Here is a 25,075-nt window from a genome sequence, read left to right as displayed (position 1 = left end):
CTTTGAGATCGATCGCTTCCGTAAGCCAACCACGGCGCGTCCTCCATCGATGCGCGCGGCGGTGTGGCGGCACAGGGTTCCGCGTGCCGCCTGTAACGGAGCTATGCTCATGCTCTCATGGGGGCCGTTCCGGATGGAGGCGACGCGCTCCGGGTAGACGGTTCGCCGGGTCTGCAGTCGCTGCCGCCTGGGTCCTGGTACTCGAACTTTTGGGCCGCGGTTGAGCTTCGCCGTTAGCCCATAACGCCCAAGAATAGGTCTCCTTGATTTCGGACTTTGACAGAGATGCAGGACTCTTCCAGCCTGATGCGTGGGCAACGGGCGAGGCACCGGATGAAGTACGTCTCTATGAAGTACGTCTATATGTTGGCTTTCTGCATCGCCGTCACGGTGAACGCGACCGGTGATGTGTCTGCAGCGGAAGCCCCGGGGACCACCCTGCAAATCGGGGCCGGTGGATCAGACATTACCACGCTCGACCCCCATCGTGCGACGACCAGCACCGACAAGCCGCTGATCGGCCTGATGTTCAACGGCCTGGTTCGATTCAAGCCAGGGAGCGCGGACCCTAAGGATCTCGAGCCCGATCTCGCCGAGCGGTGGGAAACGTCCTCAGACGGACGAGTCTGGACCTTCTTCCTCCGAAAGGGCGTCAAGTTTCACGGCGACTGGGGCAGCCTCTCCGCAGATGATGTCGTCTACTCGCTGACACGTGCCGCAGACCCCAGCCGATCGAGCTTCGCTGCAGACTTCTCCGCGGTGGAGAGCATCGCCAAGGTAGACGGGTCCACCGTTCGCGTGACCCTGAAGTATCCAGATCCGAATTTCCTCGGCCGCTTGTCCAACTATCACGGCGGAAACATTGTCTGCAAAAGAGCAGTGGAGGAGCTCGGAGACAAGTTTGCCTCCAACCCCGTCGGTACGGGTCCGTTTGCGTTTTCAGAGCATGAAACGCAGCGGCATGTGAAGCTGGTCGCAAACGAGGGCTATTTCCGCGGCCGGCCGCAGATCAGCAATATCATGTACCGTACGATCCCCTCCGACAGCGCCCGCGAGCTCGCCTTTGCGTCTGGAGAGCTCGACGTCATCCAAGGCCGGCGCGAGCAACGCTGGGTCGATATGACCCGCCAGCGCGGCAACATGGTCGTTGATGTCTTCCGTCCAGGAGAGTTTCGAACGCTCCACATCAACAGCAGTATTCCGCCGCTCGATGACCTGAAGGTCCGACAGGCAATCGCCGCTGCGGTCAATCTCGACGATCTCGTGCAGTTTGTCGGTAAGAGCGTCAGTCTGAAAGGCTGCTCGGTCGTGCCCCCGGGCTATATCGGAGAGGACTGTTCATCAGGGGCTTATGCTTACGATCCGGTGAAGGCCAAGGCACTTCTGGCCGAAGCGGGCTACCCAAATGGCCTGACGCTCAAGGTCGTGGTGTCCAACATCTCGGCTATCCTGCCGACAATGGAAATTATTCAGCGCCAGCTCGCAAAGGCCGGTATCAAGCTGGATATGAGCGTTGTCGATCACGCCACGTATCAGAGCCAGATTCGCGGCAATGCCAGCGCTCTGGTGTTTTATGGCGCCGCCAGATTTCCGGTCGCCGACACGTACCTGACCGAGTTCTATCACTCGAGCTCGAGCATTGGAAAGCCGACGGCGGTTGCCAACTTCTCCCATTGCGACGTTGCGGACGCCGACATACAGGCGGCGCGGGTGGAAGGCAGTGTGGAGCGGCAGCAGGAGCTGTGGAAGGAGGCTCAGCGCAAGATCCACGACGCCGTCTGTTCTGTTCCGCTGTTTGAGCTTCAGCAGGTCTGGGGGCACAGCAAGCGTGTCAACTACGGCTATGAGCTCAAAGGAGCCATGAATCTCGCTCCGCCGATCACCGAGGCGACGACGCTTATGCCGCGCTGAGCGACTCCTGGGAGAGCCGTGCGGCCGTCGTGCGCGCCTGCTGCAGGAAGGCGTCGACCAGACTTGCATTGCGGCTGTCGCGCATTCGACAGAGCTGGAAGTCGTAGGACAAAGCGGGCTCGAAGCGTCTGATGGCCAGACGGTCCTGAAGCCCGCTGAACATCAAAGGGTGCACCAACGCGACGCCGAGGCCGGCTGCCACGAATTCGCACAGGGTCGGCGAGACATTGGCAACGAGCACGGTGTTGGGTCTGACGTTGTAGGCGTCGAACATCGTCGCAATGCACTGACCGGCCTGGCTCTCAGGGTCGAAAGACACGAAGGGAATGTTGTCGAGATCATCCGGCTCCACAACGTTCTTCATGGCGAGGGGATGATCGGTCGGCATGATGCAGACGAGCGGGTGCTGGGTCAGCGGTTCGGCGATCACATAGGGATTGTCGATCCGCGAGCTGACAAGGCCGACATCGAGCTTGCGTGTGACCAGCCAATCCACGATCCATTCCGAGCTGCGTGACTTGACCGAGCAGAACACGTTGGGATGCTGCTGCAGGAAGCCCATCGTCGCCTGCTGGATGAACGAACGCGACAAAGCCGGCATGACTCCGACAAGAAGCTGCCCCTGCTCCTCGCGGCGGATGGCCTCGACGGCATTCTCCACCTGGCGGACACCTGAAAAAATCCGATCAATCTCCTTGTAAAGCCGCATGCCGCGCTCTGTCGGAGCAAGGCGGCCCTTGACGCGATCGAACAGGCTGAGCCCGGTATCCTCTTCGAGATGCGCGATCAGTTTGCTCATCGCGGGCTGGGAGATGTTGAGGATCAAAGCGGCTCGGCTGATCGAGCCGCTCTCGATCACCGCTTTGAACGCCTCGACCTGTCTGAGATTGATCTGACGAGCCATCCCATAACCCTGAAGAATACAGCCAGAGATTTTCGACTTTGACCAAATATCTCTTTTTGTCGTCATATTGGGCAAGAGGAAATCTGATGCATCCTGAGATAATAGTTATCGGTGCGGGCACGGTCGGTGCTGCGATCGCTTATGGGCTTGCGCGAAGACAACGCCGAGTGCTCGTGCTCGACGGTGACGATCGCGACCATCGTGCGGCGCGGGCCAATTTCGGCCTTGTTTGGCTACAGGGCAAAGGCCAGAACATGCCCGCCTATCAGCAGCTGTCACGCCGTAGCGTCGACATGTGGTCCGACTTTGCGTCGGAACTCACTGATCTGGCCGCGTTGGATCTTCAGTATGAGCAGAATGGCGGTTTGGCGTTCTGCCTCGGAGATGACGCGTTCGAGAAGCGCCGCTTGGACCTTCAGCGGCTGCAGAATCCGCTCGGCGGAGCGGAGGCGGATTGGCGGATGCTCGATCGCGCTGAACTGGCCAAACTGCTTCCGAAGGTTCGATTGGGGCCTGACGTGGCCGGCGCCAGCTTCGGCCAGCGGGACGGGCATGCCAATCCGCTTCAGCTCCTTGCGGCTCTTCATGCCGGAATCCTGCGTCTGGGTGGAGATCTGCGCCCAAACGCTGCGGTGCGGCAGATCGTGCCCAGCGAGGCGGGCTTTACGGTGACGTTCGGAAACGAGACCGTCAGTGCGCCGCGCGTGCTGATCGCTGCGGGTCTCGGGTCTCAGGCGCTGGCGCGGCAAGTGGGTCTTGAAATCCCGCTGCGGCCTCAACGCGGGCAGATCCTGGTGACCGAGCGCCTTGAACCATTTCTGCCTCTGCCGACGAGTGGCTTGCGTCAGACCCGGGAAGGCACCGTGATGATCGGTGCTACCCATGAGGAGACCGGTTTCGATAGCTCCGCGACCGCGATCGCGGCGGCAGATCTCAGTCGGCGGACGCTTCGCATCGTGCCGGGGCTTGCTGAGGCAAAATTGGTTCGGCAGTGGGCCGGGTTGCGCATCATGACGCCTGATGGGTGTCCCGTCTACGCCCAGTCCCAGAAGCACCGGGGAGCCTTCGTGGCGTTGTGCCATTCAGGCGTCACGCTTGCAGCTCTGCATTCCACCGTCTTGGCCGATGCCATCTCGGCCGGCCAGTTGCCGGATTCGCTCGATATCTTTCATCAGAGTCGCTTTGATGTTTCGAAAGCTGCATGAGCCCGCTGAGACCGTGACTGTCTATGTCGAAGGCAAACCTGTCACGGCGGAGCCGGGCGAAAGCCTGGCAGCTGTGCTGCTCCGGCAGGCTGTCGTCTGGTCGCGCCCCACACCGGTCAAAGGGAGCGGGCGAGCTCCCTATTGTATGATCGGCGTCTGCTTCGACTGTCTCGCTCAGGTGGATGGAATCGCCTCGGTTCAGACCTGCATGACCCCGGTTCAGGAGGGCATGAAGGTTGAGCGCCAGCAGCGTAAGCGGTGCTTGCCGTCATGAGCACCACCGATCTTCTCATCGTAGGGGCTGGCCCTGCTGGCATGACAGCGGCCATCACAGCCCGCCGCTATGGAATTGACGTCCTGGTTGTGGATGATCAAAGTTCGCCTGGCGGGCAGATCTGGCGCTCGGTCGAAACCCAAGCGGCGACCCCGAGGGGCGCCATCCTTGGAAGGACTTATCAGGACGGAAAGGCTGCGACCGATGCATTCCGCGCCAGCGGCGCGCGGTACGAGCCTCGTACACAGCTTTGGCAGGTCGAACCTGGTTTTCGTGCCTTCGTGACCCATGATGGTAAGGCCCGGACGATCGAGGCGCGCGCCATCATCCTCGCAACCGGCGCCCAGGAGCGGCCTGCTCCCTTCCCAGGCTGGACACTGCCGGGAGTCCTCACGGTGGGTGCCGCTCAGGTCCTGTTGAAGACCGCCGGGCAGATCCCCTCCAAGCCGGTCTGGGTCGCTGGTTGTGGCCCGTTGCCGCTTCTCTACCTCGTTCAGTTGCTCAACGCCGGAGGTCAGATCGCCGGCTATCTGGACACGACACCGGCCGGGAGTCATTGGGCGGCGCTCCGGCATCTGCCGAAGGCCCTGCGTGCCAGTGGGGCGCTCCTCAAAGGGCTCGCGTGGACGGCCGTCCTTCGACACCGGCGTGTGCCCGTCGTCCGTCATGTCATCGACCTCGTGGCGCACGGATCGGACCGGATCGAATCCATCAGCTATCGAACGGCCGATGCACAAGAGAAGACCGTTTCCGCGGATAATCTGTTTGTGCATGAAGGTGTCGTGCCGAACGTCCATGCACCGCTGGGGCTGGGCTGCGCGGTTGAATGGCGTGACGAGCAGGATTGCTACGTTCCGGTTCTCGATCAATGGGGTGAAACGACCAAAGCCGGTATCTTCATTGCCGGGGACGGCGCGGGCATTGCTGGTGCGAAGGCCGCGCAATTTCGTGGGGCGCTCGCAGCAGACAGGCTGGCAGTCAAGCTCGGCTATGCGGACGAGCAGATCGTGCTCAAGCAAGCGCTGCGCGTTCAAAAGAGTTTGGCTCGCGAACTTGTCTTGCGGCCCTTTCTTGACACCATGTTCAGACCCCACGGCAGGATTTTTAGTCCGTCCGATGAGACCGTCGTATGCCGCTGCGAGGAGGTCACGGCAGGAGAGATCCGGGCGATGGCGCAGATCGGCGGCTCCGGCCCGAACCAGATCAAGGCCTTCACGCGTGCAGGGATGGGCCCCTGCCAGGGGCGGCAATGCGGTTATACCGTCACCCGCATCCTCGCGGAAATCCAGGATTGTCCTATAGGGGAGATCGGCTTCTATCGAGTCAGGCCCCCGCTCAAGCCCGTGACGCTTGGAGAGCTGGCCACACTCGATCAAGAGGAGGAGGTGTTGTGAGGCACTTTCCCTGTCTGGAGAGAAGAGTTCAGTCCGAACATTCTGGTTTCTGTTCGCGAATGTGCTGGGTGATCCAATGATCAGCTTTGCCTTCAAGCGGCTGCTGCTGGCCATCCCCACTTTGCTGGTGATGCTGACAGCAATCTTCGTGCTGGTGCGTCTCGTTCCGGGTGATGCGGCATCCGTCATCCTTGGCGATCAGGCAACCGAAGCCTCGCTTCGCGCGATGCGCGCCCGGCTCGGGCTCGATCAGCCGATCCAGGTCCAATATCTTCACTTTCTCGGTGAGGTGCTCACCGGAAATCTCGGGCAATCGCTGAGCAGCGGCCGGACTGTCGTGCAGGAGGTCCTGCTGGTGTTGCCCTCCACGATCCAACTCACCTTGGCGGCCATCGTGATCGGAATCGTCCTGGGTCTGCCGCTCGGAATCCTCGCCGCGCTCGGCCGCAACAGCTGGATCGACTACGTCTCGCGGCTGGTCTCGTTGGTCGGGCTATCGTTCCCAGCGTTTGTGTCAGGCATTCTTTTGCTCATCGTATTCGCAATCCAGCTGGGATGGTTCCCCGTTCTCGCGTCCGATAGCACTGATCCGATCGAACGGTTACGAAGCCTTGCCTTGCCTGCGCTGAATCTCGGCTTGATCCTGATGGCCTATGTGGTGCGTGTCACGCGGTCATCCATGCTGGGAGTCCTTGGCGAGGATTACATCCGCACAGCGCGCGCGAAGGGAGTGACTCCCACGCGCCTCGTCATGCGACACGCTCTGCGCAATGGCCTCATTCCGGTGGTTACCGTTGTTGGCCTCTACTTCGGTACGTTGATCGGAAATTCGGTGCTCACGGAGATCATCTTCAACCGGCCCGGCCTCGGCAAGCTGATCTTCGGGGCACTCAACGCTCGCGACTATACGCTGCTCGAGGGGCTGATGATCATCTTTGCCATCTGCGTCATCGTCGTGAATACGCTGACGGACATTACCTATGGGCTTATCGATCCGCGGGTGAAATACAAATGACGGTTGGGGTTGCATCGGTTGCAGTGTCGCAGCCCAGTCGATTGTGGCTGGCCTTCTCCAGAAATCCTCTCTTCTGGCTGGGTGCGCTGCTCCTCGCGCTCATCATCGTCGTGGCGGTGCTCGCGCCTCTGATCGCGCCTCATGACCCGCTGGAGCAGAATATCGTGGCCAGGCTCGAGCCGCCGTCAGCGGAGTTTCTGTTCGGAACGGACAATTACGGCCGAGATGTCCTGTCCCGTCTGATCTATGGAGCCCGCATCTCACTGATGGTCGGTTTCGTCGCCATCCTGATTGCGATGACAATCGGCTGCACGATCGGAATCGTTGCGGGTTATGTCGGAGGAGCGCTGGATCAGCTCGTGATGGGAGTGCTCGATGTCATGCTCTCGTTTCCAGCTCTCCTGCTCGGCCTCATGATTGCGGCGATGCTCGGCGCCAGCCTTCAGAACCTGATCATTGCAATCGCAATCACGGAGATCGCGCCGTTTGCGCGAGTTGCCCGGGCGCCAACGATTGCCTTGAAGCAGCAGGACTTCGTGATCGCCGGCCGAGCGCTTGGGTTCGGACCCGTCCGGATCATGGGGGTTCATATTCTCCCCAATCTCATCTCGGATGTCGTGGTGATGAGTTCACTATGGATGGCTTCCGCGATTCGCACGGAAGCATCGCTGAGCTTCATCGGGCTAGGCGTTCCGCCACCGACACCGACCTGGGGCAGCATGATCCGCGAAGGGTTCGACAACATCCTCGACGCCTGGTGGCTCGCGGTCTTCCCGAGCCTTGCGATCCTGTTGACCGTGCTCGCCCTCAATCTCCTGGGAGACGCTCTGCGAGACGCCATCGATCCAAAGCTGCGGGGGGAATAGCAGGCATGACATCGTTTCCTAGGCCAGCTCTCGACCTGCGCAATCTGCGGACCGAATTCCGAATCGGCGGCCATTGGTACCCGGCAGTACGAAACGTCTCGGTATCACTGATGCCAAACGAGACGCTCGCGGTCGTGGGCGAGTCGGGCAGTGGCAAGAGCGTCACGGCCCTGTCCATCCTACGGCTGCTTCCGCATGCCGGTGCTCGCATCCAAGGCGGAGAGGTGTTGTTCGAGGGTCAAGATCTCGTGACCTTGTCCGAGCGGGACATGAGCACGATCCGGGGCAATTCGATTGCGATGATCTTCCAGGAGCCGATGACCAGTCTCAATCCGACCATGACCGTGGGAGACCAGATCGCGGAGGCGATCCTCATTCATCGCGGAGGGTCGCGCATGGAGGCCAAGGCTGAGGCGCTTCGGCTCTTGGCGGAGGTCAAGATTCCATCGCCGAAGAGCCGACTAGATGAGTATCCGCATCAATTTTCGGGGGGGATGCGCCAACGCGTCATGATTGCCATGGCGCTTGCCTGCCATCCGAGGGTTCTTCTGGCCGACGAGCCGACGACGGCACTCGATGTGACGATCCAGGCGCAGGTGCTGACTCAACTCGAAGAGCTCAAACAGGCCTACGGAATGTCGATGTTGTTCATCACGCATAATCTTGGCGTGGTTGCGCAGATCGCCGACCGCGTTGCCGTGATGTATGCGGGCGAGATTGTCGAGCTTGCGACTGTCGACGCGCTGTTCGCAAAGCCCATGCATCCTTATACGGCGGCGTTGCTGCGCGCCATGCCGCGAGCTGACCGGGCCAGCGAGAGTCTGGAGCCGATCCCCGGCAGTGTTCCGGCCCTGTCTGCCGTTCCAGCAGGCTGCGCCTATGCGCCCCGCTGCCCGTTCAAGGACCGCAGCTGTACCGAACTGCACCCAGAGCTCGTATCATCAGGTGATCCCGGACATTTGGTGCGCTGTCCCGTCAGACCGGTCGGAGGAGTGCATTGATGACGACATCCCTGGGAAGCGGCGACTTTGTTGTACGTCATCTTTCGAAGACCTTCGTGAGACACGGAGGTTCAGGCGCCAGATGCGTCCGGGCGGTCGATGATGTGTCCTTCCGCATTCCAAAGGGGGCTTCCCTTGGCCTCGTGGGCGAGTCCGGTTGTGGCAAGTCAACGGTCGCGCGTACCATTCTTCGGCTCATTGAGCCCGATAGCGGATCAATCTTATTCGACGGCATCGATGTCCGCGCCGCCAAGGGGGCCACCTTGCGCGCGTTGCGGCGCCGGATGCAGATCGTGTTTCAGGATCCGTATTCTTCGCTCAATCCGCGCCGAACAATCCGGCAGACTCTGGAAGAACCCCTTCGTGTTCATCTGCGACTCTCGTCCAAGGACATCCGCGAGAAGGCGGAAGCCGCCATGCTCGAGGTCGGGTTGCCGCGAGAAGCACTGGAACGCTACCCGCACGAGTTCTCAGGGGGGCAGCGGCAACGGATTGGCATTGCACGGGCGCTGGTCTTGGATCCCGAACTGGTCGTCGCAGACGAGGCCGTTTCTGCTCTCGATGTGTCGGTCCAGGCGCAAATTCTTCGACTGCTGGAGGGGCTGCGCGAACGCCGCGGCCTGTCGTTCTTGTTCGTTTCGCATGATCTCGGGGTGGTCCGCCATTTCTGCGACCGAGTCTCCGTCATGTATCTTGGGCGCATCATCGAAGAGGGGCCGACGGCAGATGTTCTTGACCGTCCGTTGCATCCTTACACCAGGCTTCTGCGCGACAGTTATCCAGTGCCGGATCCGAGGGCCCGCCGGCCTCTGATCCAGATCGTGGGAGAGGTTCCTTCTGCAGCCAATCCGCCTCCGGGCTGTGGCTTTCATCCGCGTTGCGCGCGAGCGGAAGGTCTATGTTCCGTCGAAAAGCCGCAGTTGGAGACGTCGGGAGACGGCCGATTCCGGGCATGCTACTTCCCGGAAACAAGCGAGATCGCGTGGGGGAGCCTGCGCATCGGAGCGCGATGACTTGAAGCCCCGCCAAAGAAGTTCATTGGCGAGTGTGCCGTGATCGTAATCCAGTCGCCCAATTCCTTGGATTGAGGTCGACCGAGCGGAAGCTTCGCTGGAGGCTAGCGCGAGAGCCGCTCCCTGATCAGCGGCGAGCGGTGTTTACCCGATCCGATCGGTGCAGCATTCGCGCGTTGCTGACCGGCTCAGGTCGGGGAAGGTAGGTGGCAGGTCCGTCCGGGGCGAAGTCGAGCGAATAGCCCAATCCTCGCACCGTACGGATATAGTTCGGCTCGCCACGTTCACAAAGAGCCTTGCGAATGCGGCTGATATGAACATCGATCGAGCGAACGGCGTTCTCCTGAGTATGTGCTCGAATGCTGGATAGGATCTGCTCCCGAGAAAAGACCTTTCGGGGGCATTCGAGGAGCTGTTGCAAGATCCGATATTCGACGGGGCAGAGGCGAATGCAGCGCGCTCCTCGGGAGACGCGATGCGCGTCGGACTCCATGACAATGTCGGCAAATCGAAGCACTTTGGGACTGGAACAAGTCGATTCGCGCAGAAGACCACGCAGCCGGTCGATGAAGATGTCCGGAAGAAACGGCTTCAATATATAGCTTGTCCGATCCGCATGGACGCACGCCTCCTCGAGGTGAGGCGATACGCTTGCCATGATCAGCGTCGGGACATTCTGCGTTGCAGGGTCCCGGTGCAACTGTTCGAGCGCGAAGGCTACGCGATCCCCGCACGATACATCGTCCAGGGCGATCAAGCCGGGGCGCGCGGCGGCGGCGGAGGCGATCGCATCTGTCAGGGTGCCAGTCAGCATGCAGTCGAAGCCGTTGCTCTCGAGAATGTATTTGAGCAGGCTCGTGAATCCCTTGTCGCCGACCAGCAGGACGCGTGGTCTCGAAGGCACGGAGATGGAGCGGCCTTCGTCGCGGGCTGTAGAAGCCGGCGCAGACATCTGGTCGCATCCCGCCGCGGATTGGTCGACCCCCGAATCCGGTTTCCAGCCGGTCGCGAATGCAAGGCCCTTGTCCTGATTTTTAGCTGAGTTTGCGACACTGCAGAACTCCTCGGCAGGCTCGTCGCTGCCAGCTAGGACTGCCTTGTGCACCATTCCCATCTCCATCATGTGTCTGCTGCATCAGATGCAGTAGAGCAGCTTCCGGCGCGCGCGGAAGCTACCAAGCCGGATAGGGGGCTGGACGTGTACGGCTGCCGCCGGCAACCTTAGGACGGGTACGGATCCGTGAATGGTGATGCAATTCCGCAGATGGCGGTCGTCGCTTGCGGAACAAGAAGACTGCGCTCCGGACCGCGGACCTCTACCAGGGTTGGTAGTGGCAGTGTGTGGTCGGTCGCCCTATCTTTGCGGTGCAGGCTCTCCGTGCCGCAGCCGGTCGCAAGTCATCAAGCTTTGGCGCGTCCAGTCGAAGGATCCATGATATGATTTTCGGAGAGGCGCAGATGGTCAGCCGCATCGGATTTGTGCAGGGTGACCTCATGGAGCCGGCTGACAAGAGAGGACGAGGCTTTCTCACGGATTGCTGGCGCGAGGAATTCTCGGTTGCCCAAAAAGTCGGCTTCGAATTGATCGAGTGGAGGATCGGTGACGAGCCGATCCTGATGAATCCTGTGATGTCTTCCACCGGACGAGATCAGATGCGGCGGCTTAGTCGCGAGTGCGACATCTGCATTCCATCGCTGTCCGCCGACTTCATGATGCAATCCCCCTTCTACAAGGTCACCGGCCGTGAGCATTGGGCGAGGCTCGATCTGCTCGGTGCCGTGATCGAGGCGTGTGCTGAGATCGGCATCAAGCTCCTCGTGGTGCCACTCGCGAACGGCGGGCAACAGCTTTCCTCCCGCGAGGCGGCGGCACTTCGATCCGGACTGGATCGGCTTGCGCCGCTCCTCGAGGCTTGCGGCGTCGTCCTCTCCCTTGAGTCTGATCTCGATCCGCCGCTCTTGGCATCGCTGATCGAACCATACCCGGCAGACCGGTTCGGCATCACATACACGGTTGGATGTCGAGCTTCGACAAGCGCTGATGCGCATGAGGCCCTTGCCGCCTGCGGCAACCGGATCGTGAACGTCCACCTGAAGGACTGGAATTTGCACGTCAACCGCGCTTCGCCGTCTCGTCAGCGAACCAACCTCGCCGGCGCGCTCAATCAGCTGAGACTCGCAGGTTATCGGGGCGATCTTATTCTTCAATCGACCCCTGGTAACTGTCGAGCAGCATTGCTCGCCCAGTATGGTGCCATGGCTGCGACCTGGTGGAGCTTCGGGGGGCCAGATCATCTCAGTCTTGCTCCAGGGATGGTCGAGGCGAACGAGAACCTGCAACAGCTGTCGCATACGCGGTGAGCTTGGAGCTCGACGCCACGCCGAGACGAATTCCCTGCAGGCTGTGACTTCGCACCTCTCTGCATGAATTGGTGCGTCCCAGAGCCCGCTTTGGACGAAGCATGATCCTGGCGGTTGCCCTTGACCGAGCGAGGACGGCGCCTCCGCGCGCGTGAGCCAGTCGTGCAAATATAAAGGCGATCTGTTGACTGCAAAGGCAAGTCAATGCGCGCATTTATGCGTTTCACCGCTAGCCCATTATTAGTGTCCGAGGCGCGTACGTTAGCGAGATGCTTCCGTATGTTTACAGGATTATTATGTTGACCGGATCGCGCTGCTCCAAGAATACTTGAATCTACGTTGGGTTGCGTCATGGAGCAGCAACATGCAGACGTCGGTTTCGATCATTGGTGCCGGGAATTGCGGATGTGCGTTCGCGGCCGATCTTGCCAGTCGAGGAGCGAACGTACTGTTGTACGCGCATCCGGCGCATCGCCGGCACGCGGAGACAATCGACCGCAACGGCTATCTGGAAGCAGGCCTCAAGATCGAGGGCCGCTTCCATCCGGATGTCAGCTCGGACATGGCCGACGTCGTCCGGTTCTCCAAGTTCATCATCATCACGGTCCCGTCATATGGCCATGAGGCCGTCCTGAGCGAACTCGCAAAGTTCGACCTCAGCAAGCATGTCGTCATTTCGATCACGGGCAACTTCTTCGCTCTCATGGCGCGCAGACAAATCAATGCGCGGTACATCCTCGAAACCGCCACGGCGCCCTACGCCTCGAGAATGCAGGATGGCAAGGTGACGGTGATGGGCATCAAGAGCATCATGCCGATCGCAGCGATGCCGGTCGATGTCAGTGAAGCGTTGCGCGATGAGATTGGCGCGATCTTCCCGATGCCGCTGGAGTGGCGCAGCAATGTTCTCGAGATCGGCATGTCTTGCATTACCGGAGTGATTCATCCGACGCCGGCGCTGATGAACGCCGGATGGATCGAGACGCGAAAGGGCGACTTCTATTTCTATCGTGAAGGCATGTCGACGTCGGTCGCCCGCGTCATCGACGAAGTCGACAAGGAGAGAATGGCGATCGCCAGGGAATTTGGCTTCAAGCCGCAGCCTGTCGTGGCGATCATGAACAGCTACTACGACAGGGCCTTCGCCAGTTTCGGCGAGTTCGCCAGAGAGACGGTCGAACACAACACGACCAAGATGGCGCCGACGCACATGCGCGACAGGTTTATTGTGCAGGACGTTCCATACGTTCTGGTTCCCTGGTTCGAGCTCGGCGTCAAGGTCGGCCTCCATTCCACCGCGATCAAGTCGATCATCGATCTGGCCTCCATCGTCAACGAGACGGACTATCTGGAGACCGGCCGAAACCTGCGCAGGCTGGGACTGGATGCGGCTTCCAAGGGACAGGTGATCGAGACATTCAGCGCACCGCTCGCGCCCTGGGACGATGAGCTTCGCCGTATCGCGTAGATCTTGGCCGCTTCTCGACCATGAGGCTTGTATGACGATCATCAGCAGCCGGCAGGGCGTGCCAGACAGCTCGGTGTCATCTCACCTGCCGGCAATCGGCTATAAGGTGCTCTCGGCAGCGGTGCTCGCCGTCATGTTCGCCTTCATCAAGAAGCTGGGCGGCGAGTACCCCGTGGGACAGATCGTCTTCGTTCGGAGTTTCTTCGCTCTGCTGCCGATTCTCTGGCTTGTCCGGCGTCTCGGAGGTTATCGCCTGCTTCGCACCGAACGGCCGGGCGCTCATCTGCGCCGCTCCGTTGCCGGTCTTTGCTCCCTCTTCTTCAGCTTCACGGCGGTCGGGATGCTGCCGCTCGCGACCGCGACGGCGCTGGGCTACGCAGCACCGTTGTTCATTACGCTGTTTGCCATTCCCTTGCTCGGGGAGAGCATTCGCCTCCATCGTCTTGTTGCCGTCGTTTTCGGATTTGGCGGCGTGCTGCTGATGGCCCATCCCGATGGCCGGGGGCTCTCCTCGGGAGTCTTGTTCGCGCTGGCCGGTGCGGTGGCTACGGCCCTTGCATTGATCTCCATCCGCAAGATGCGGGACACCGAGACGAGCATGGCCATTGTTTTCTACTTTTCGCTCTCGGGCACATTGGTGAGCGCAGCGACACTGCCGTTCTCTGCAGTCTGGCCGAGCGTGACTGACTTGCCGATCCTCGTCGCAATTGGTGTTCTGGGCGGCGCTGCTCAGATTCTGCTCACCAAGGCCTACCAGATGGCGCCGGCGAGCGTCGTTGCACCCTTCGAATACGCCACCTTCGTCTTTGCCTTTCTGCTCGGTCTCCTCGTCTGGCGTGAGATGCCGGTCCCGATCGAGCTGGCTGGGATTGCCGTCGTGATCGCTTCAAATCTCTTCATTGCGATGTACGAGCAGCTGGCCGGAGTTTCGTCAAAGCTTCGCCTGCCCGGCAAGTGGCACCACACCGCGACGGTCCGCGCCAAAACCGACTGAAAGGATCGGCGCGGATCCGGCTCAACCCCATAACTCCGACGAATAGGTGCTCGCAAAATTCGACTTTGACTTCCTGCTGCCATTCGCGCGGAAGATGCTCAAAGGCCAGCTTCGTGCCACTTCGATAGAGTTCGGTTTGCCAATCATGAGTCGGACGGCTGCGCTACCTCACCTCGTCCGATCAGCACACATGTTGAAGATCCCTGGAGGCCCGCATGACATACACCGCTGCCGAGCTGTTGGCCGAATGGGTCAGCGCGAGCAAAGTTCCAGAAGAAGCCCGGATCAGCGCGGCGAAATGCGTGCTCGATTTGATGACCGCCGCGATAGCCGGCCATGAGACGCCAAATGCGGTGGCCGTGCGCCGAATAGCGAGCGCGACCTGGGGCCATGGACCGGCGGCGATGTGGTTTTCAGGAGAGCGGTCGACCGCTGCGGGGGCAACCTTCGTCAATGCGGCCTGCGCGTGCTCGCTCGACCTGGATGATGGCCACCGCGCCGCTTCGGGCCACCCCGGCGCAGCGATCATTCCGGGGGTATTGTCACTGCTCGGCAGTCCGTCCTTGGATGGGCAACGGGCGCTTGCCGCCATTGCCATCGGATATGAGATAGGCATTCGTATTTCTGCTGCCCGGGATCTGCGAAGCGTCCCGACGGTGAACAGCGGCCTCTGGAGCGGTCAAGCCGTTGCGGCAGCGGTGGGTTGGCTGAGAGGGCTGTCGCGGAGCCAGATCGCACACGCGATCTCAATCGCTGGGACAACGGCACCGAGCCAGTCGGCCACTCCATACACCCGGTTCAGAGGCAACAGCGTCAAGGAGGGCATCCCATGGGGAGCTGCCAATGGCATCCTGGCGGCCGATCTGGCCAAGCAGGGCTTCACCGGACCGATCGACATTCTGGACAGTTCAGAACGGTACGATCGCGCGCGGCTTCTCGACGGGCTCGGAACGAGTTGGCTCATCAACAGCACCTATTTCAAGCCCTATAGTTGCTGCCGTTGGATTCACGCGCCGATTGACGCGCTGATCACGTTGCTGAGCGATCATGACATTCATCCGGAAGCCATCATCAGCATCGATGTGGAGACCTTTGGGAGGTCGTTGACCCTGAGCAACGAGGTGGAGCCGCGTACGCTGGAAGGAGCGCAATACAGCCTTCCGTTCTGCCTCGGTGTCGCCGCGACCAGCGGCGCACCAGCGTTGCTCCCCTTGAGCAACGAGTCGCTGACAGACCAAAGGGCCATCGAGATCGCTGGACGCGTCCACATGACCGTCAATCCCGAATTTGAGCTGATGTTCCCGGCTGCGGTTCCCGGGCGAGTTCGCATCACCACGGCTTCGGGCACCTTTGAGCGGACCGTGTTGGCGCCGAAGGGAGAACCTACGAACCCCATGAGCTGGGACGACATCGGGTTCAAGTTCCAGGCCATTGCAGCTGGTCGCGCCGATGCTCGTGTCGCGGCTGGGATTCCAAATGCGATCGGCGCGTTGCGAAGGGGAGATGTTGCGCCGTTGCAATCGATGCTGGAAGCAAGGCTGTTCGCCAGCTCGAATGACGCGTCGCCCGTCGAGCGGCTTGAGGTCGCCCAGTAGGCCCAGCGAGCGATGAGACGGCGGCAAAAAGTCTTCCTGGCAACAGGTCTATGCAGATCGCTTTGTCCCATCCCCTGGACAGGAGCGTGCGTGCGAAGCCGGCGAGGAGGGACCGGCCACTCAGTTTCTGCAGCGGTTTGACATCTCCCCTAACCATGCTGTCTCATTTGGCTTCCTGATATGAAAATGACGAGAAAGCAGCACTGCCTTTAGGGGTAGTGGTGCTGAATGCAGTCGTATGCCTGTCACAATATCGGGAAATCCTTCAGTGCGGTGAAGACGACGCTACGGTCGCCGTCGACGTGAAAGCGCCATACGTCAATCGGATCGACCTTTAGTCTCTGTTTGAAATCTTGTTTTGAGCAGCGAGAAGGCCGGCATGGTCAAGACACCAGTTTTCATCGGACCTAGCGTCGCAACGGATGCTCCCTCCCTTGCACGAGCGGATACTGCCCGTCTGCTCTGTCCCCATCGGGCAGATTGCGGGACGAACTGGCGGGGGTCAAAGGCGAACCTTGTGTTCGCAGCAAAGCTGCTCGGCTGCTTGCGCACAGGAACGTCACCGCCACCATCTGCGCTCGAATGGTCCGGATTTGTTGAGCACTGGACTGTCATCGTTCGCGACGACATATGTGTGCTTGAGGGAACGGTATGGCGTCTCCCATTGTGCCAGGGCAGCTTGGCTGCACCTCTTTTGGCCATTGATCCTGCCGCAGGGTGGGCGCGCGCGCTCGGGGAATGGCTTACGATAGGGGCGCCTCACAAGAGCACCGGCGCAGCCGGACTTCGTCCGGAGCTGATCTCCGATCGTGCTGCACGATGGCTGGAACATCAGCTCGCCCCCACAGATTGAGCTGTGGCCCAGATCGCTTGACCGACATTGCCAAGGGCGGACGAAGCGCTTCTCAGACGGATGTGAGCGCCATTTGAGAGCGCGCGTGAGCTTCGAGCGTAAGCAAACTTGATAGGGTCGCGCGACCGCCGTCGATCTGCTGAAATCCTCAGCAAGTGGACCTGAGGCGAGGCTGGTATGCCGCAGACTGCAGCGGGGCCTCATCATCGCTGCCCGGAATCACGCGATTTGAGTGAAACCGAAAGTCCCTGGAATACGCAAAATCCACTGTGTTGCGCTCGATCGGTGTCAACGCCGCAGATTGATAGCCACGTGCAGGAGCCCTCGTTGCTAGCCTCTGCAAACCTTGGTGAGAGAGTGGAAATGGCAGGGACGAGTGTGTAATGAGCGAGTTCAACTGGAGGTCGTCCGAGTCTTACAAGAAGCTCGAAACAGCCGATGCGGCCGACTTTGCCTGGGAATGTCTACGTCGTAATCCAGACTATCGGCGAGACTACAGCGATCTGCTTGCACAAGACAAAGACGGCCCGACCGATCCTGAATTCCGGCAGCGATGGGGGCTTTCTTTTCGCGGCTGACCCAATGCGCCGGTTTGATGCTCAGGCCATATTCTGGGCGCCGGAAGTGCTGCCGACTGTGCTTCGGGTTGCTCCGACCTCGCAAGGCTCGCTTGCGCCATTCTCTCATCTCGACCTTCGCGGATCGCCCGGCATCGAGCTGAGACGGGCGTCCGACGGCTGGTACGCGGTGCTGCAGTTGGGCGGCGCCACGCACCGGCTGATGCTCTCCCGGCTTCCGGCGAAGGGGACGGCCGTGGCTGTCGAACTGCCGCTCGACCGTGATTTCGATTTGCAGACGCGCGCGGCCTATCGGCTTTGGACGGCGCTGAGACGAGGTCCGATCCGGCTGCCGGCTCACACCGGGCCCATTCAGCAGCGCCGGCGCCTCGTTCTTGCGCTGCGCGCCTTGGATGGCCGCCTCGAGGGCCAGAATTATCGGGCGATCGCCACGGTTCTGTTCGGGTCCGAGCGAGTTGAAGATCGGGGATGGAAAACGCACGACCTGCGCAGCCGGACGATCCGGCTGGTTCAAACAGGTCAGACCCTGATCCGAGCCGGCTATCGAAATCTGCTGCGTAGCCAACGGCGATCAGCATGATCGGCGCGCTGGTCCGTCTCGCAGCCGCCGCGGGAGTCGACCCTCTGGGCAAGGACTGCATGAGGGATGCGAAAACTCAGTCATTCGGCTTGGCCGATGTCCTGAGCGCATTACTCGTCGTCGCGCGAGCGGAGAAGTTCAGCCATCTGCAGCACCTTTCGGCGAAGCCGCTCGTCGGATATGCCGAAATAGAGCTCGAGCAGTTGGCGAGATTCGCGTTTGGTCACAAGCTCACTGAAGTCCGCCGTCTGCTCATGAGCCGCCTCTGGCACAGCGGCGCCTGCCTTGACGTCAATCTCGTCAAAGAACCACGTGATCGGAACAGCGAGCTGGTTTGCGATTTCGTACAGCCGAGATGCGCTGATCCGGGTCTCGCCCGCTTCATACTTCTGAATGAGTTGAGCTGTCACGCCGAGGCGTCTTGCCAGGTCATCCTGGCTGAGATCGAGCAGGTTCCGTCGCAGGCGCAAGCGCGTTCCCACATGCTGATCGACATGATTGGGCTTCTTGGATGACCTCCTGAGCCGCTTGCCTTGGTTTCGGGACGCAGCGGGGCGGCCGTCAGGGAGCTGTTTGGAAGTCGCCACGTCCGCTTACCTCATGCCGTATCCAAGATGTTCGTCCATGAAGCATCAATCTCAGCTTGAAACAATCAACCAGAATTATGTCATTCGCGCTACAACTACAGAGGATAGATCAAATGCAATCGTCGCCAGCCACGGTTTGATGTGCGTGACGTAGCAAAGGGCAAGGAATGTCGATGCAGGATTGCTGTCCTCAATCTGGCCGCGTGCCTTCCAATCTGAAGATCGATCATGGTCCGATCAGCCTCCTGGGACGCTTCTTCCTCGCCGCTGACACCGCCGCCCAAGAGCGCGGCATCAGCGTCTATTTTGCGAGCCTACAGGATTTGCTCGACATCAACAGCGCAAATTCCGACAGCTGGCGACCGCTGGTGCCGATCTTCCAGCCCGACCTCGGCGGCGCGACAGCTGAGAACACCTTCGTCATGGTCGGAAAAGACAAGGACGGGGAGATCGTCGCGACACAGGCGGGTCGGTACTACGACTGGACAGCCACGACGCTGTTCGAGGAAGCCATCTCGCTTCGTATGTTCTACGCAGATCCGGCAGCCGCCTTGGCGCGCGGCGACGGCTGTCTGATTGCGACCCCGGTGGCGTCGACGATTGCGGGGAGGGTCGTGTTTTCCGGCGCCGGCTGGTACCGGCGCGATTTTCGCGGCAGAGGGTTGGCGCGAATCCTGCCCCGGATTTCGCGTGCCTATGCTCATGCGCGCTGGAATACGGATTTCACGATCAGCATGATGGCCGACGCTGTGATTGCCGGCGGCATGGCGGATCGCACCGGCTACACCCGGATCGAGCGGTCGAGCGTCGAACTGGTCGTATCTCCGCTCGGATCGATGCGCTGTGGTCTTGTCTGGATGCCGGTGCAGGAGATGCTGGCCGATCTGGAGGCCGCCATGGGCGTAAGCTGGCGCGAGGAATCCGATCCGCGCGCAGCGGCGATGTGAGCAGAGCCGGCTCTCAATGGCGGGGGAAAGCATGCAGGGACCGCTGGGTCACCGGGAAGCCGAGGCATATGTCAGGCACCTGTTCGCGTGTATCGACGCTCACGACTGGGCAGGCTTGTCCAGCCTGCTGGACGACGGTGCCGTCTATGAGCGTCCAGGATATGAGCCCTTTGTCGGCAAGTTGGCCATCATGCAGTTCTATCGCCACGAGCGCATCGTGGCCTCGGGCGAGCACCTGCTTGAGCAGGTGCTGAGCAATGGCGAACAGATCGCCTGCTGGGGCAGCTTTGCGGGCCAGGACAAGAATGGGCGTCCCTTGAGGGCCAGATTCGCCGATGTCTATCATCTCAGCGGTGGCCGCATCGGCCTGCGGCGGACGTTCTTCGACAGTCCGGCGCTCTGATCAGCGCAGTGGCTACGCGCTCTCGGCACCAGTGAACAACTGCTCGCCCCAGGGGGCATCGACAGGATGGGGGGCTGCGGTGCAGCCGGCAGGCATTGGCCACAGATGCTTGGTTGGACATCGTTTGGGCCAATGCGTGTACAGCGCGGGCGTCAGGCCGTCATGGCGCGCGTCTCGGAACGCCAGGCTGCCGCCTGCAAGGCCTCGCCGTCCATCCCTGTGCGGGGCAGCCCGAGATGGGACAGCACTGTCGGCGCGATGTCGATGACGCGCGCGGGTGACTTGCGGATCCGACCCGGACTGAAGCCTTCGCCCCATGCCATCAGGAACGGAGCCTGCTCGTAGGTCCCGAGTCCTCCATGCTGTCCGCATCCAAGTCGGTCGGGCTTGCCGAGGGCAGGCTTGGCCGCGAGGCTCGAACCGCGGATTCCGAAGCGGTTGGGGACGTCGCTGGACCGCATGGACACAGCAAAGGCAAGGCCGCCGGTGTGAGCTTGTCCAACGCGGTCGAGCTCGTCCGGCCCGAAGACCTGCCCGGCCCAATCACTGCGTTCCAGAAGCGATCGCACGTTCTGCAGCGAGGGGCCGCGCTGGGAATCGACATAGATTAAGGCCGAGGTCCCGTTCGAGATGGCCAGAATCTCGTCGGACATGGGGTTGGCTTTGAGACCCGCGGTGATCAGCGCTGCATCGATGTCGACGATGTCCTCGACCGTTTGATGACCATGATCGGATCCGATCAGAAGGAGGATGTCCTCGCCCTGGTCGCGCTGTCTTTCGACGGCTGCGATCACCTCGGCCGCCCGACGATCCGCCTCCGCCAGCACGGCAAGATGGTCCGGAGAACCGAGCGGTGCGTTGTGTTGAATGTGGTCCGGTTCGCCAAGCCACAAAATGCCGACCGCCGGGCGACGCTTCACCATCACGTCGTCGATGAAGCGGGCTGTCATCCTGGCGTCACCGCCGCTGTCCAGCGTGACGTCCAATCGATCGCCGGCCGCGACTTCAATGCGGCCAGGTCCGAACGAGCCGGCCCGGTGATAGACAAATCCATGCCCGTCGGGATCATGGGCATAGGCAGCCCCGGGGGACACGTTGCTGAAGACGATCTGGCCACCCACGGTCTTGACGCGTTCCGCCAGGGTCGGCACTTGCAGTGAGGATCCCGTGACTCGGCGCTTGTGTTGCAGAAACTGCGGATCTCCGGCGTCGCGCAGCACCAACCTGCCGGATTCGATCAGGGCAACGGAATTGCCTTGCAGTCCATGTCTTGCCGGAGTGCATCCGGTTGCAACACTCGCCGACACGACGCGTGTGCACGAAGGAAAGACGGTCCGGTAGTCCTCGAACCATTCGGCGCGCGCGGCGAAATCTGCGAGATGGGGCGTGGTCGCAGGCGAAATGAGGTCCCGTCGAAGTCCGTCGAGGATCATGATGACAACACGCTTCATGGTCAAAGGTCCACCTCATTGAGTGCGACACTGAAAATATCGAAATTGCGCAAACTGCGCCCGTCGGGCGCGCCCGGGCTCGCGCGAAGCCGATGAGACAGGATGAAGGGGACGCGCTGCTCGGCGAGACCGCCATGCGAGCGCAGCCTTGCGCCCGCCAGGTTGGAAAGCTCGTGGTCGCACGCCCGGGCGCCCAGGGCGATTCCCTTTGCTGCGATCACGCAGACGTCGCCCTCGCGGTCGCGCGGCAGCTCGAAGCGGGCGGCCGCATCGTCTCCGGTCAAGGCGAGACCGACGCCCGGAAGCCCCGCGAGAAACGAAACGACGTCTGAGGCGCGCAGGACTGGATCCAGGAGGTGAACCCGGACGAAGCCGCCGAGCGCGCCGTGATGGCGGACGAACGGGTCGGTGATGGGACAGATCACCCGCGTCCGCCCGAGGCCGAAGACTGCGTCGAGCTGATCGCCGAGATACATGACATTGGGCGAACCATCGGCGTGCGCCATATCACTCATACCGTGATCGGCGACGATCCCGACGAGCGCGCCCTCGGCGAGCAGTGCGCCGAGCCTCTGATCCACCTTGGCCATGAACGCCAGGGCTTCCGGCTCGTGCGGTGCGTAGGCGTGCTGGACATAGTCGGACAGCGACAAATAGATCAGATCAGGACGATGATCCGCCAAGAGCCTGAGACCCGCGTCCAGGACGAACAGGGACAGGTCCGCCGAATACTGATGAGGGACGGAGCGGCCGATCCGCGCGGGCACGTCTGCAATGCCATTCTCGGCTTCGCTGCAGCAATCCGCCTTCTCGGCAGAGAACACGATTCCCTTGAGGTCCTTGCCAAGCGCCTTGCGGAGCTTGTCCTTGGCCGTCACGGCGGCCACCTTGGCTCCGGCACGGGAGAAGGCGGAAAGGATCGTCGGCGCTCGCATCGGCGATGCGTCCACCATCATCACCTCCTCTCCGCTCGCGGCATCGATGTAGAAGTTGCCCGACACCCCGTGGTGCGCGGGCGCGACCCCGGTGACGATCGAAACGTTGTTTGGATTGGTGAAGGTCGGTATGGCCGCGAGCGCCGTGGTCGCAAAGCCGTCGCGTCGCATGCGATCGAGGGCAGGGACGATGCCCGCGCTGCTCGCCGCTGCGATATAGTCGGGATCGCAGCCGTCGAAGCAGATGATGACAGTGGAAACGCGCGGCCAATTGTAGACCCGTCCGTTCACTTCGATCTGCGTGTCGGAACCCGTTGTCGGCTCGGTGGCGGATGAATATCGCATCAATGATCAACCCGTGTTGGCAGGCGGCAGGTGTGAGCAACCCAGGCGGCGCTCTGAAGCAGCTCACGGTCAGAGCCATGACGCCCAATGAGCTGGAGACCGATCGGCAAGCCGTGTGCGCCGCAGAGCAGCGGCAGTGAGACGACAGGCAGACCGCACAGGCTCCAGGGCATGGCAAGACTCCCCGAGCCGGGACCTTCATCGAGCCTTGTCGCCTCGCCCAGCGCCGAAAGGGTCACAAGCACATCGTGCTGCGCGAACAGCTTCGACGTCAGTCTGATCAAGCGATCGGCCAACGCGTTCAACTCGATGTAACGTTTTGCGCTGAGCGCAAGGCCTGCGGCAATTCCATCCTGCAGCGGTGGACACAGCTTGGCAGACAGATGCTGGGGTAGATCGCCGAAGCGAGCCGCCAGATGAGCGTTCAAAAGGCCAAGAGCCACCTCGATCGCACCGCCGAACTCGCTCGGAAGATCCAGCTCGTGGACTGCAACCGGCAACGCACCGATGAAGGCCGTCAAAGCCTCGCCCGCGTCCGGAGCGACCTGCTCGAATCCCGGTCCGCGCACCACAGCCAGCCTGGGAGGGCGTCCGATCCGATCGGCGGCGCTGTCGACAACGGGATCAAATGCGCCGGCAAACAAGCAGAGATCCTGGACGGATCTCGCGAGATAGCCAATCTGCGCAAGCCGCGGCACCAGGATGTTGGAGCCTTCCATGCTTGCAAACCCGAACGACGGCTTGAAGGCATACGCTCCGCAGAATGATGCCGGCAGCACCGTCGAGGCGGTGTGCTGAGTCCCGAGTGCAAGAGGGACCATTCGGTCGACCACAGCTGCCGCCGAGCCGGCCGAAGACACACCAGGTGAGCGCCCAAGATCATTGGGATTGCGGGTCGCGCTCGGATGATACATGCCGAACTCCGACGTCGTCGTCTTGCCGATGATGATGGCGCCGGATCGCCTGAGCATCGCGACCGCCGCGGCGTCCGCTGCCGGGCGACGGTGGCGCAGCAGGCTGCTGCCATATTCTGATGGCATGTCGATCGTATCGAAGACATCCTTGACGCCGACGGGCAGGCCGTGGAGCGGTCCGGAGAGCCGGCCTTCCGATTGCGCCTTGTCGGCGAGGAACGCCTGCTCGCGCGCCGCGTCCACCGCGACATGAGTGAAGGCGTGGACCTCGCCGTCGCGTGCCGCGATGCGAGCGAGGCAGGCCTCGAGTAGTGTGGCCGCGGAGAGGCGTCGTTCGCGTATGGCCGAAGCTGCAGCCGTGGCTGTCAGCTGCGAAGGATCGCCATCCATCTCGCAAAGCTGACGCCGACTGTGTGGGATCGCGATGGTCATGATCGGCCCGTCTCCTCGAGGGTCTCGGCAGGTGCGAATGAGCTGGCGCTGGTCCCGCGGAGCCGTGAAGGCCAGGCGAACGCGTGTCGAGGCATCATCCCGTCACGAAAGGTCAGGACGCATGATGCGAAGACGATGCCCTGGAGCACCTGCACCCAGGCCCCATAGGGAGCGAGAAAGTGCTGCATCGTGACCAGGACCGCGGCGCCGACCAAGGGTCCGCTCAATGTGCCGAGGCCCCCGATGAGGCACATCAGAACAGCCTCTCCGGAGAGGTGCCAGTGCGCGCCGGACAAAGTCGCGAGCTGAAAGGCAACCGCACTCAGTGACCCGGCGAGGCCGGCACAGCTGGCGGCGATCGCAAAGGCGAACAGCTTGAGGCCCCGGGCATTCTGACCAAGGGACAGGGCGCGCCGCTCGTCGTCGCGGACCGCGACAAGCATCATCCCAAGCTGAGACGACAGCAGCCGCTTGATGCCGAAATGGACGGAGCAGAAGGCTGCGACGGCAAGTGCATAGACGGCGAGGTCGTTGCGCAGATCAATCAGACCGAACAGGAGGCCGCGCGGCACCGCCTGCAGCCCGTCCTCGCCATGCGTGAAGCTCGACTGGACGAACACGAAGTAGACCATCTGGGCGACGGCGAGCGTGATCATGGCTTGATAGATGCCACGCCGCCGGATCGCCAGCGCTCCCATGACGATGCCGAGCAGAATAGCGGCAGTGATCCCCGCCAGCATGGCCAGCTCCGGGGACATCGCCCAGTGCTTCAGCGCATGCGCGGTGACATAGGCGGCCGTCCCGTAGAGAGCCGCCTGTCCGAACGACATGACCCCGGCGAACCCCAGCAGGAAGTTGAACGACGCGGCAAGAATCGCAAAGCAGAAGATCTTGACCAGGAAGATTGGGTAGAGCAGTGCCGGCAGGACAGCGAGTGCAGCTGCGATGATGACGACGATCAGGATGCGCTCGTATTTCTTGTCCGCGCGTACATCCGGCGTGGCCGTGACCGGGGGAGGAATGCCGGCAAAGGAATGATGACGCAGCAC

General features: G+C 61.5%; 23 protein-coding genes. 16 read left to right on the top strand and 7 right to left on the bottom strand.

Going from position 1 to position 25,075, the window contains the following annotated elements; translation table 11 throughout:
• Positions 1–333: 333 nt before the first annotated feature.
• A complete protein-coding gene (locus QW868_RS12905) occupies positions 334–1,911 on the top strand; it encodes an ABC transporter substrate-binding protein (RefSeq protein ID WP_316166682.1) in 1,578 nt (525 codons plus the stop codon).
• Here QW868_RS12905 and QW868_RS12900 read toward each other — a convergent pair.
• Positions 1,898–2,881, bottom strand: a complete 984-nt coding sequence (locus QW868_RS12900) for a LysR substrate-binding domain-containing protein (RefSeq protein ID WP_315754364.1) — start codon at positions 2,879–2,881, stop codon at positions 1,898–1,900. The two genes, QW868_RS12905 and QW868_RS12900, sit on opposite strands and share 14 nt — an antisense overlap.
• Positions 2,882–2,901: 20 nt before the next feature.
• On the opposite strand from QW868_RS12900, the gene QW868_RS12895 reads away from it, so the two are divergent.
• From QW868_RS12895 to QW868_RS12865, 7 genes are all read left to right on the top strand, one after another.
• A complete protein-coding gene (locus QW868_RS12895; RefSeq protein ID WP_315754366.1) occupies positions 2,902–4,020 on the top strand; it encodes an FAD-dependent oxidoreductase in 1,119 nt (372 codons plus the stop codon).
• The gene (locus QW868_RS12890; RefSeq protein ID WP_315813953.1) at positions 3,941–4,294 is read left to right on the top strand and encodes a (2Fe-2S)-binding protein; all 354 of its coding nucleotides are present in this window, start codon (positions 3,941–3,943) and stop codon (positions 4,292–4,294) included. The genes QW868_RS12895 and QW868_RS12890 overlap by 80 nt, the downstream gene beginning before the upstream one ends.
• Complete coding sequence (locus QW868_RS12885) at positions 4,291–5,688, top strand: FAD-dependent oxidoreductase (protein WP_316230699.1); 1,398 nt, start codon at positions 4,291–4,293, stop codon at positions 5,686–5,688. The genes QW868_RS12890 and QW868_RS12885 overlap by 4 nt, the downstream gene beginning before the upstream one ends.
• Before the next feature lie 76 nt (positions 5,689–5,764).
• Positions 5,765–6,703 carry an ABC transporter permease gene (locus tag QW868_RS12880; RefSeq protein WP_315754288.1) on the top strand — a complete coding sequence of 313 codons (939 nt, stop codon included), beginning with the start codon at positions 5,765–5,767 and terminating at the stop codon, positions 6,701–6,703.
• Complete coding sequence (locus tag QW868_RS12875; RefSeq protein ID WP_315716420.1) at positions 6,700–7,569, top strand: ABC transporter permease; 870 nt, start codon at positions 6,700–6,702, stop codon at positions 7,567–7,569. Before QW868_RS12880 ends, QW868_RS12875 begins: the two co-directional genes overlap by 4 nt.
• A gap of 5 nt (positions 7,570–7,574) precedes the next feature.
• Positions 7,575–8,570, top strand: coding sequence for an ABC transporter ATP-binding protein (locus QW868_RS12870; protein WP_315716419.1), 996 nt, complete (start codon positions 7,575–7,577; stop codon positions 8,568–8,570).
• Positions 8,570–9,583 carry an oligopeptide/dipeptide ABC transporter ATP-binding protein gene (locus QW868_RS12865; protein WP_315754290.1) on the top strand — a complete coding sequence of 338 codons (1,014 nt, stop codon included), beginning with the start codon at positions 8,570–8,572 and terminating at the stop codon, positions 9,581–9,583. The genes QW868_RS12870 and QW868_RS12865 overlap by 1 nt, the downstream gene beginning before the upstream one ends.
• Before the next feature lie 127 nt (positions 9,584–9,710).
• On the opposite strand, the gene QW868_RS12860 is transcribed toward QW868_RS12865, so the two are convergent.
• On the bottom strand, positions 9,711–10,691 hold the full coding sequence (locus QW868_RS12860) for a response regulator transcription factor (protein WP_315754292.1): 981 nt from the start codon (positions 10,689–10,691) through the stop codon (positions 9,711–9,713).
• A 329-nt stretch (positions 10,692–11,020) separates the two neighbouring features.
• Between QW868_RS12860 and QW868_RS12855 the strand changes: the two genes are divergently transcribed.
• From QW868_RS12855 to QW868_RS12825, 6 genes are all read left to right on the top strand, one after another.
• Positions 11,021–11,944, top strand: coding sequence for a sugar phosphate isomerase/epimerase (locus tag QW868_RS12855; RefSeq protein ID WP_316166687.1), 924 nt, complete (start codon positions 11,021–11,023; stop codon positions 11,942–11,944).
• Positions 11,945–12,308: 364 nt separating this feature from the next.
• Positions 12,309–13,412 carry an NAD/NADP-dependent octopine/nopaline dehydrogenase family protein gene (locus tag QW868_RS12850; protein ID WP_315754296.1) on the top strand — a complete coding sequence of 368 codons (1,104 nt, stop codon included), beginning with the start codon at positions 12,309–12,311 and terminating at the stop codon, positions 13,410–13,412.
• 31 nt (positions 13,413–13,443) lie between these two features.
• Positions 13,444–14,406 (top strand): DMT family transporter, encoded by a 963-nt coding sequence (locus tag QW868_RS12845; protein WP_316230698.1) that lies wholly within the window; start codon positions 13,444–13,446, stop codon positions 14,404–14,406.
• A gap of 215 nt (positions 14,407–14,621) precedes the next feature.
• On the top strand, positions 14,622–16,001 hold the full coding sequence (locus tag QW868_RS12840; protein WP_316171862.1) for an MmgE/PrpD family protein: 1,380 nt from the start codon (positions 14,622–14,624) through the stop codon (positions 15,999–16,001).
• Positions 16,002–17,237: 1,236 nt separating this feature from the next.
• Entirely contained in the window at positions 17,238–17,432 is a 195-nt protein-coding gene (locus QW868_RS12830) for a transcriptional regulator domain-containing protein (protein ID WP_315754303.1), read from the top strand.
• Positions 17,433–17,436: 4 nt separating this feature from the next.
• Positions 17,437–18,012: a DUF2285 domain-containing protein gene (locus QW868_RS12825; protein WP_316171861.1), complete on the top strand. Its 576-nt coding sequence runs from the start codon at positions 17,437–17,439 to the stop codon at positions 18,010–18,012.
• Positions 18,013–18,122: 110 nt separating this feature from the next.
• Here the strand turns inward: QW868_RS12825 and QW868_RS12820 are convergent, their stop codons facing one another.
• Positions 18,123–18,494 (bottom strand): helix-turn-helix domain-containing protein, encoded by a 372-nt coding sequence (locus QW868_RS12820; RefSeq protein WP_316171878.1) that lies wholly within the window; start codon positions 18,492–18,494, stop codon positions 18,123–18,125.
• A 272-nt stretch (positions 18,495–18,766) separates the two neighbouring features.
• Here QW868_RS12820 and QW868_RS12815 point away from each other — a divergent pair, with 272 nt between their 5' ends.
• The gene (locus QW868_RS12815) at positions 18,767–19,546 is read left to right on the top strand and encodes a hypothetical protein (protein ID WP_316187373.1); all 780 of its coding nucleotides are present in this window, start codon (positions 18,767–18,769) and stop codon (positions 19,544–19,546) included.
• 31 nt (positions 19,547–19,577) lie between these two features.
• Complete coding sequence (locus QW868_RS12810) at positions 19,578–19,949, top strand: nuclear transport factor 2 family protein (protein WP_316187374.1); 372 nt, start codon at positions 19,578–19,580, stop codon at positions 19,947–19,949.
• A gap of 152 nt (positions 19,950–20,101) precedes the next feature.
• Here the strand turns inward: QW868_RS12810 and QW868_RS12805 are convergent, their stop codons facing one another.
• From QW868_RS12805 to QW868_RS12790, 4 genes are read right to left on the bottom strand one after another with little or no spacing between them, the layout of a single operon-like run.
• Positions 20,102–21,400 (bottom strand): alkaline phosphatase family protein, encoded by a 1,299-nt coding sequence (locus QW868_RS12805; protein WP_316171860.1) that lies wholly within the window; start codon positions 21,398–21,400, stop codon positions 20,102–20,104.
• A 2-nt stretch (positions 21,401–21,402) separates the two neighbouring features.
• Positions 21,403–22,680: a phosphonoacetate hydrolase gene (phnA, locus tag QW868_RS12800; protein ID WP_316187375.1), complete on the bottom strand. Its 1,278-nt coding sequence runs from the start codon at positions 22,678–22,680 to the stop codon at positions 21,403–21,405.
• A complete protein-coding gene (locus QW868_RS12795) occupies positions 22,680–24,026 on the bottom strand; it encodes an amidase (RefSeq protein ID WP_316166695.1) in 1,347 nt (448 codons plus the stop codon). Before QW868_RS12795 ends, phnA begins: the two co-directional genes overlap by 1 nt.
• The gene (locus QW868_RS12790; protein WP_316166925.1) at positions 24,023–25,075 is read right to left on the bottom strand and encodes a branched-chain amino acid ABC transporter permease; all 1,053 of its coding nucleotides are present in this window, start codon (positions 25,073–25,075) and stop codon (positions 24,023–24,025) included. Before QW868_RS12790 ends, QW868_RS12795 begins: the two co-directional genes overlap by 4 nt.

The sequence above is a fragment of the Bradyrhizobium sp. SZCCHNR1051 genome, assembly GCF_032489615.1.
GTDB lineage: Bacteria > Pseudomonadota > Alphaproteobacteria > Rhizobiales > Xanthobacteraceae > Bradyrhizobium.
Note: the sequence above shows the minus strand (reverse complement) of the source record. Positions and strands in the feature narration are given on the sequence as shown.

Coding starts and splice junctions, on each gene's coding strand:
- QW868_RS12840 (WP_316171862.1), top strand. CDS start 14,622: ATGACATACACCGCTGCCGAGCTGTTGGCCGAATGGGTCAGCGCGAGC.
- QW868_RS12815 (WP_316187373.1), top strand. CDS start 18,767: ATGTCGATGCAGGATTGCTGTCCTCAATCTGGCCGCGTGCCTTCCAAT.
- QW868_RS12830 (WP_315754303.1), top strand. CDS start 17,238: ATGAGCGAGTTCAACTGGAGGTCGTCCGAGTCTTACAAGAAGCTCGAA.
- phnA (WP_316187375.1), bottom strand. CDS start 22,680: ATGCGATATTCATCCGCCACCGAGCCGACAACGGGTTCCGACACGCAG.
- QW868_RS12795 (WP_316166695.1), bottom strand. CDS start 24,026: ATGACCATCGCGATCCCACACAGTCGGCGTCAGCTTTGCGAGATGGAT.
- QW868_RS12870 (WP_315716419.1), top strand. CDS start 7,575: ATGACATCGTTTCCTAGGCCAGCTCTCGACCTGCGCAATCTGCGGACC.
- QW868_RS12810 (WP_316187374.1), top strand. CDS start 19,578: ATGCAGGGACCGCTGGGTCACCGGGAAGCCGAGGCATATGTCAGGCAC.
- QW868_RS12850 (WP_315754296.1), top strand. CDS start 12,309: ATGCAGACGTCGGTTTCGATCATTGGTGCCGGGAATTGCGGATGTGCG.
- QW868_RS12895 (WP_315754366.1), top strand. CDS start 2,902: ATGCATCCTGAGATAATAGTTATCGGTGCGGGCACGGTCGGTGCTGCG.
- QW868_RS12890 (WP_315813953.1), top strand. CDS start 3,941: ATGCCATCTCGGCCGGCCAGTTGCCGGATTCGCTCGATATCTTTCATC.
- QW868_RS12855 (WP_316166687.1), top strand. CDS start 11,021: ATGATTTTCGGAGAGGCGCAGATGGTCAGCCGCATCGGATTTGTGCAG.
- QW868_RS12880 (WP_315754288.1), top strand. CDS start 5,765: ATGATCAGCTTTGCCTTCAAGCGGCTGCTGCTGGCCATCCCCACTTTG.
- QW868_RS12805 (WP_316171860.1), bottom strand. CDS start 21,400: ATGAAGCGTGTTGTCATCATGATCCTCGACGGACTTCGACGGGACCTC.
- QW868_RS12825 (WP_316171861.1), top strand. CDS start 17,437: ATGCGCCGGTTTGATGCTCAGGCCATATTCTGGGCGCCGGAAGTGCTG.
- QW868_RS12875 (WP_315716420.1), top strand. CDS start 6,700: ATGACGGTTGGGGTTGCATCGGTTGCAGTGTCGCAGCCCAGTCGATTG.
- QW868_RS12905 (WP_316166682.1), top strand. CDS start 334: ATGAAGTACGTCTCTATGAAGTACGTCTATATGTTGGCTTTCTGCATC.
- QW868_RS12900 (WP_315754364.1), bottom strand. CDS start 2,881: ATGACGACAAAAAGAGATATTTGGTCAAAGTCGAAAATCTCTGGCTGT.
- QW868_RS12865 (WP_315754290.1), top strand. CDS start 8,570: ATGACGACATCCCTGGGAAGCGGCGACTTTGTTGTACGTCATCTTTCG.
- QW868_RS12885 (WP_316230699.1), top strand. CDS start 4,291: ATGAGCACCACCGATCTTCTCATCGTAGGGGCTGGCCCTGCTGGCATG.
- QW868_RS12845 (WP_316230698.1), top strand. CDS start 13,444: ATGACGATCATCAGCAGCCGGCAGGGCGTGCCAGACAGCTCGGTGTCA.
- QW868_RS12860 (WP_315754292.1), bottom strand. CDS start 10,691: ATGGTGCACAAGGCAGTCCTAGCTGGCAGCGACGAGCCTGCCGAGGAG.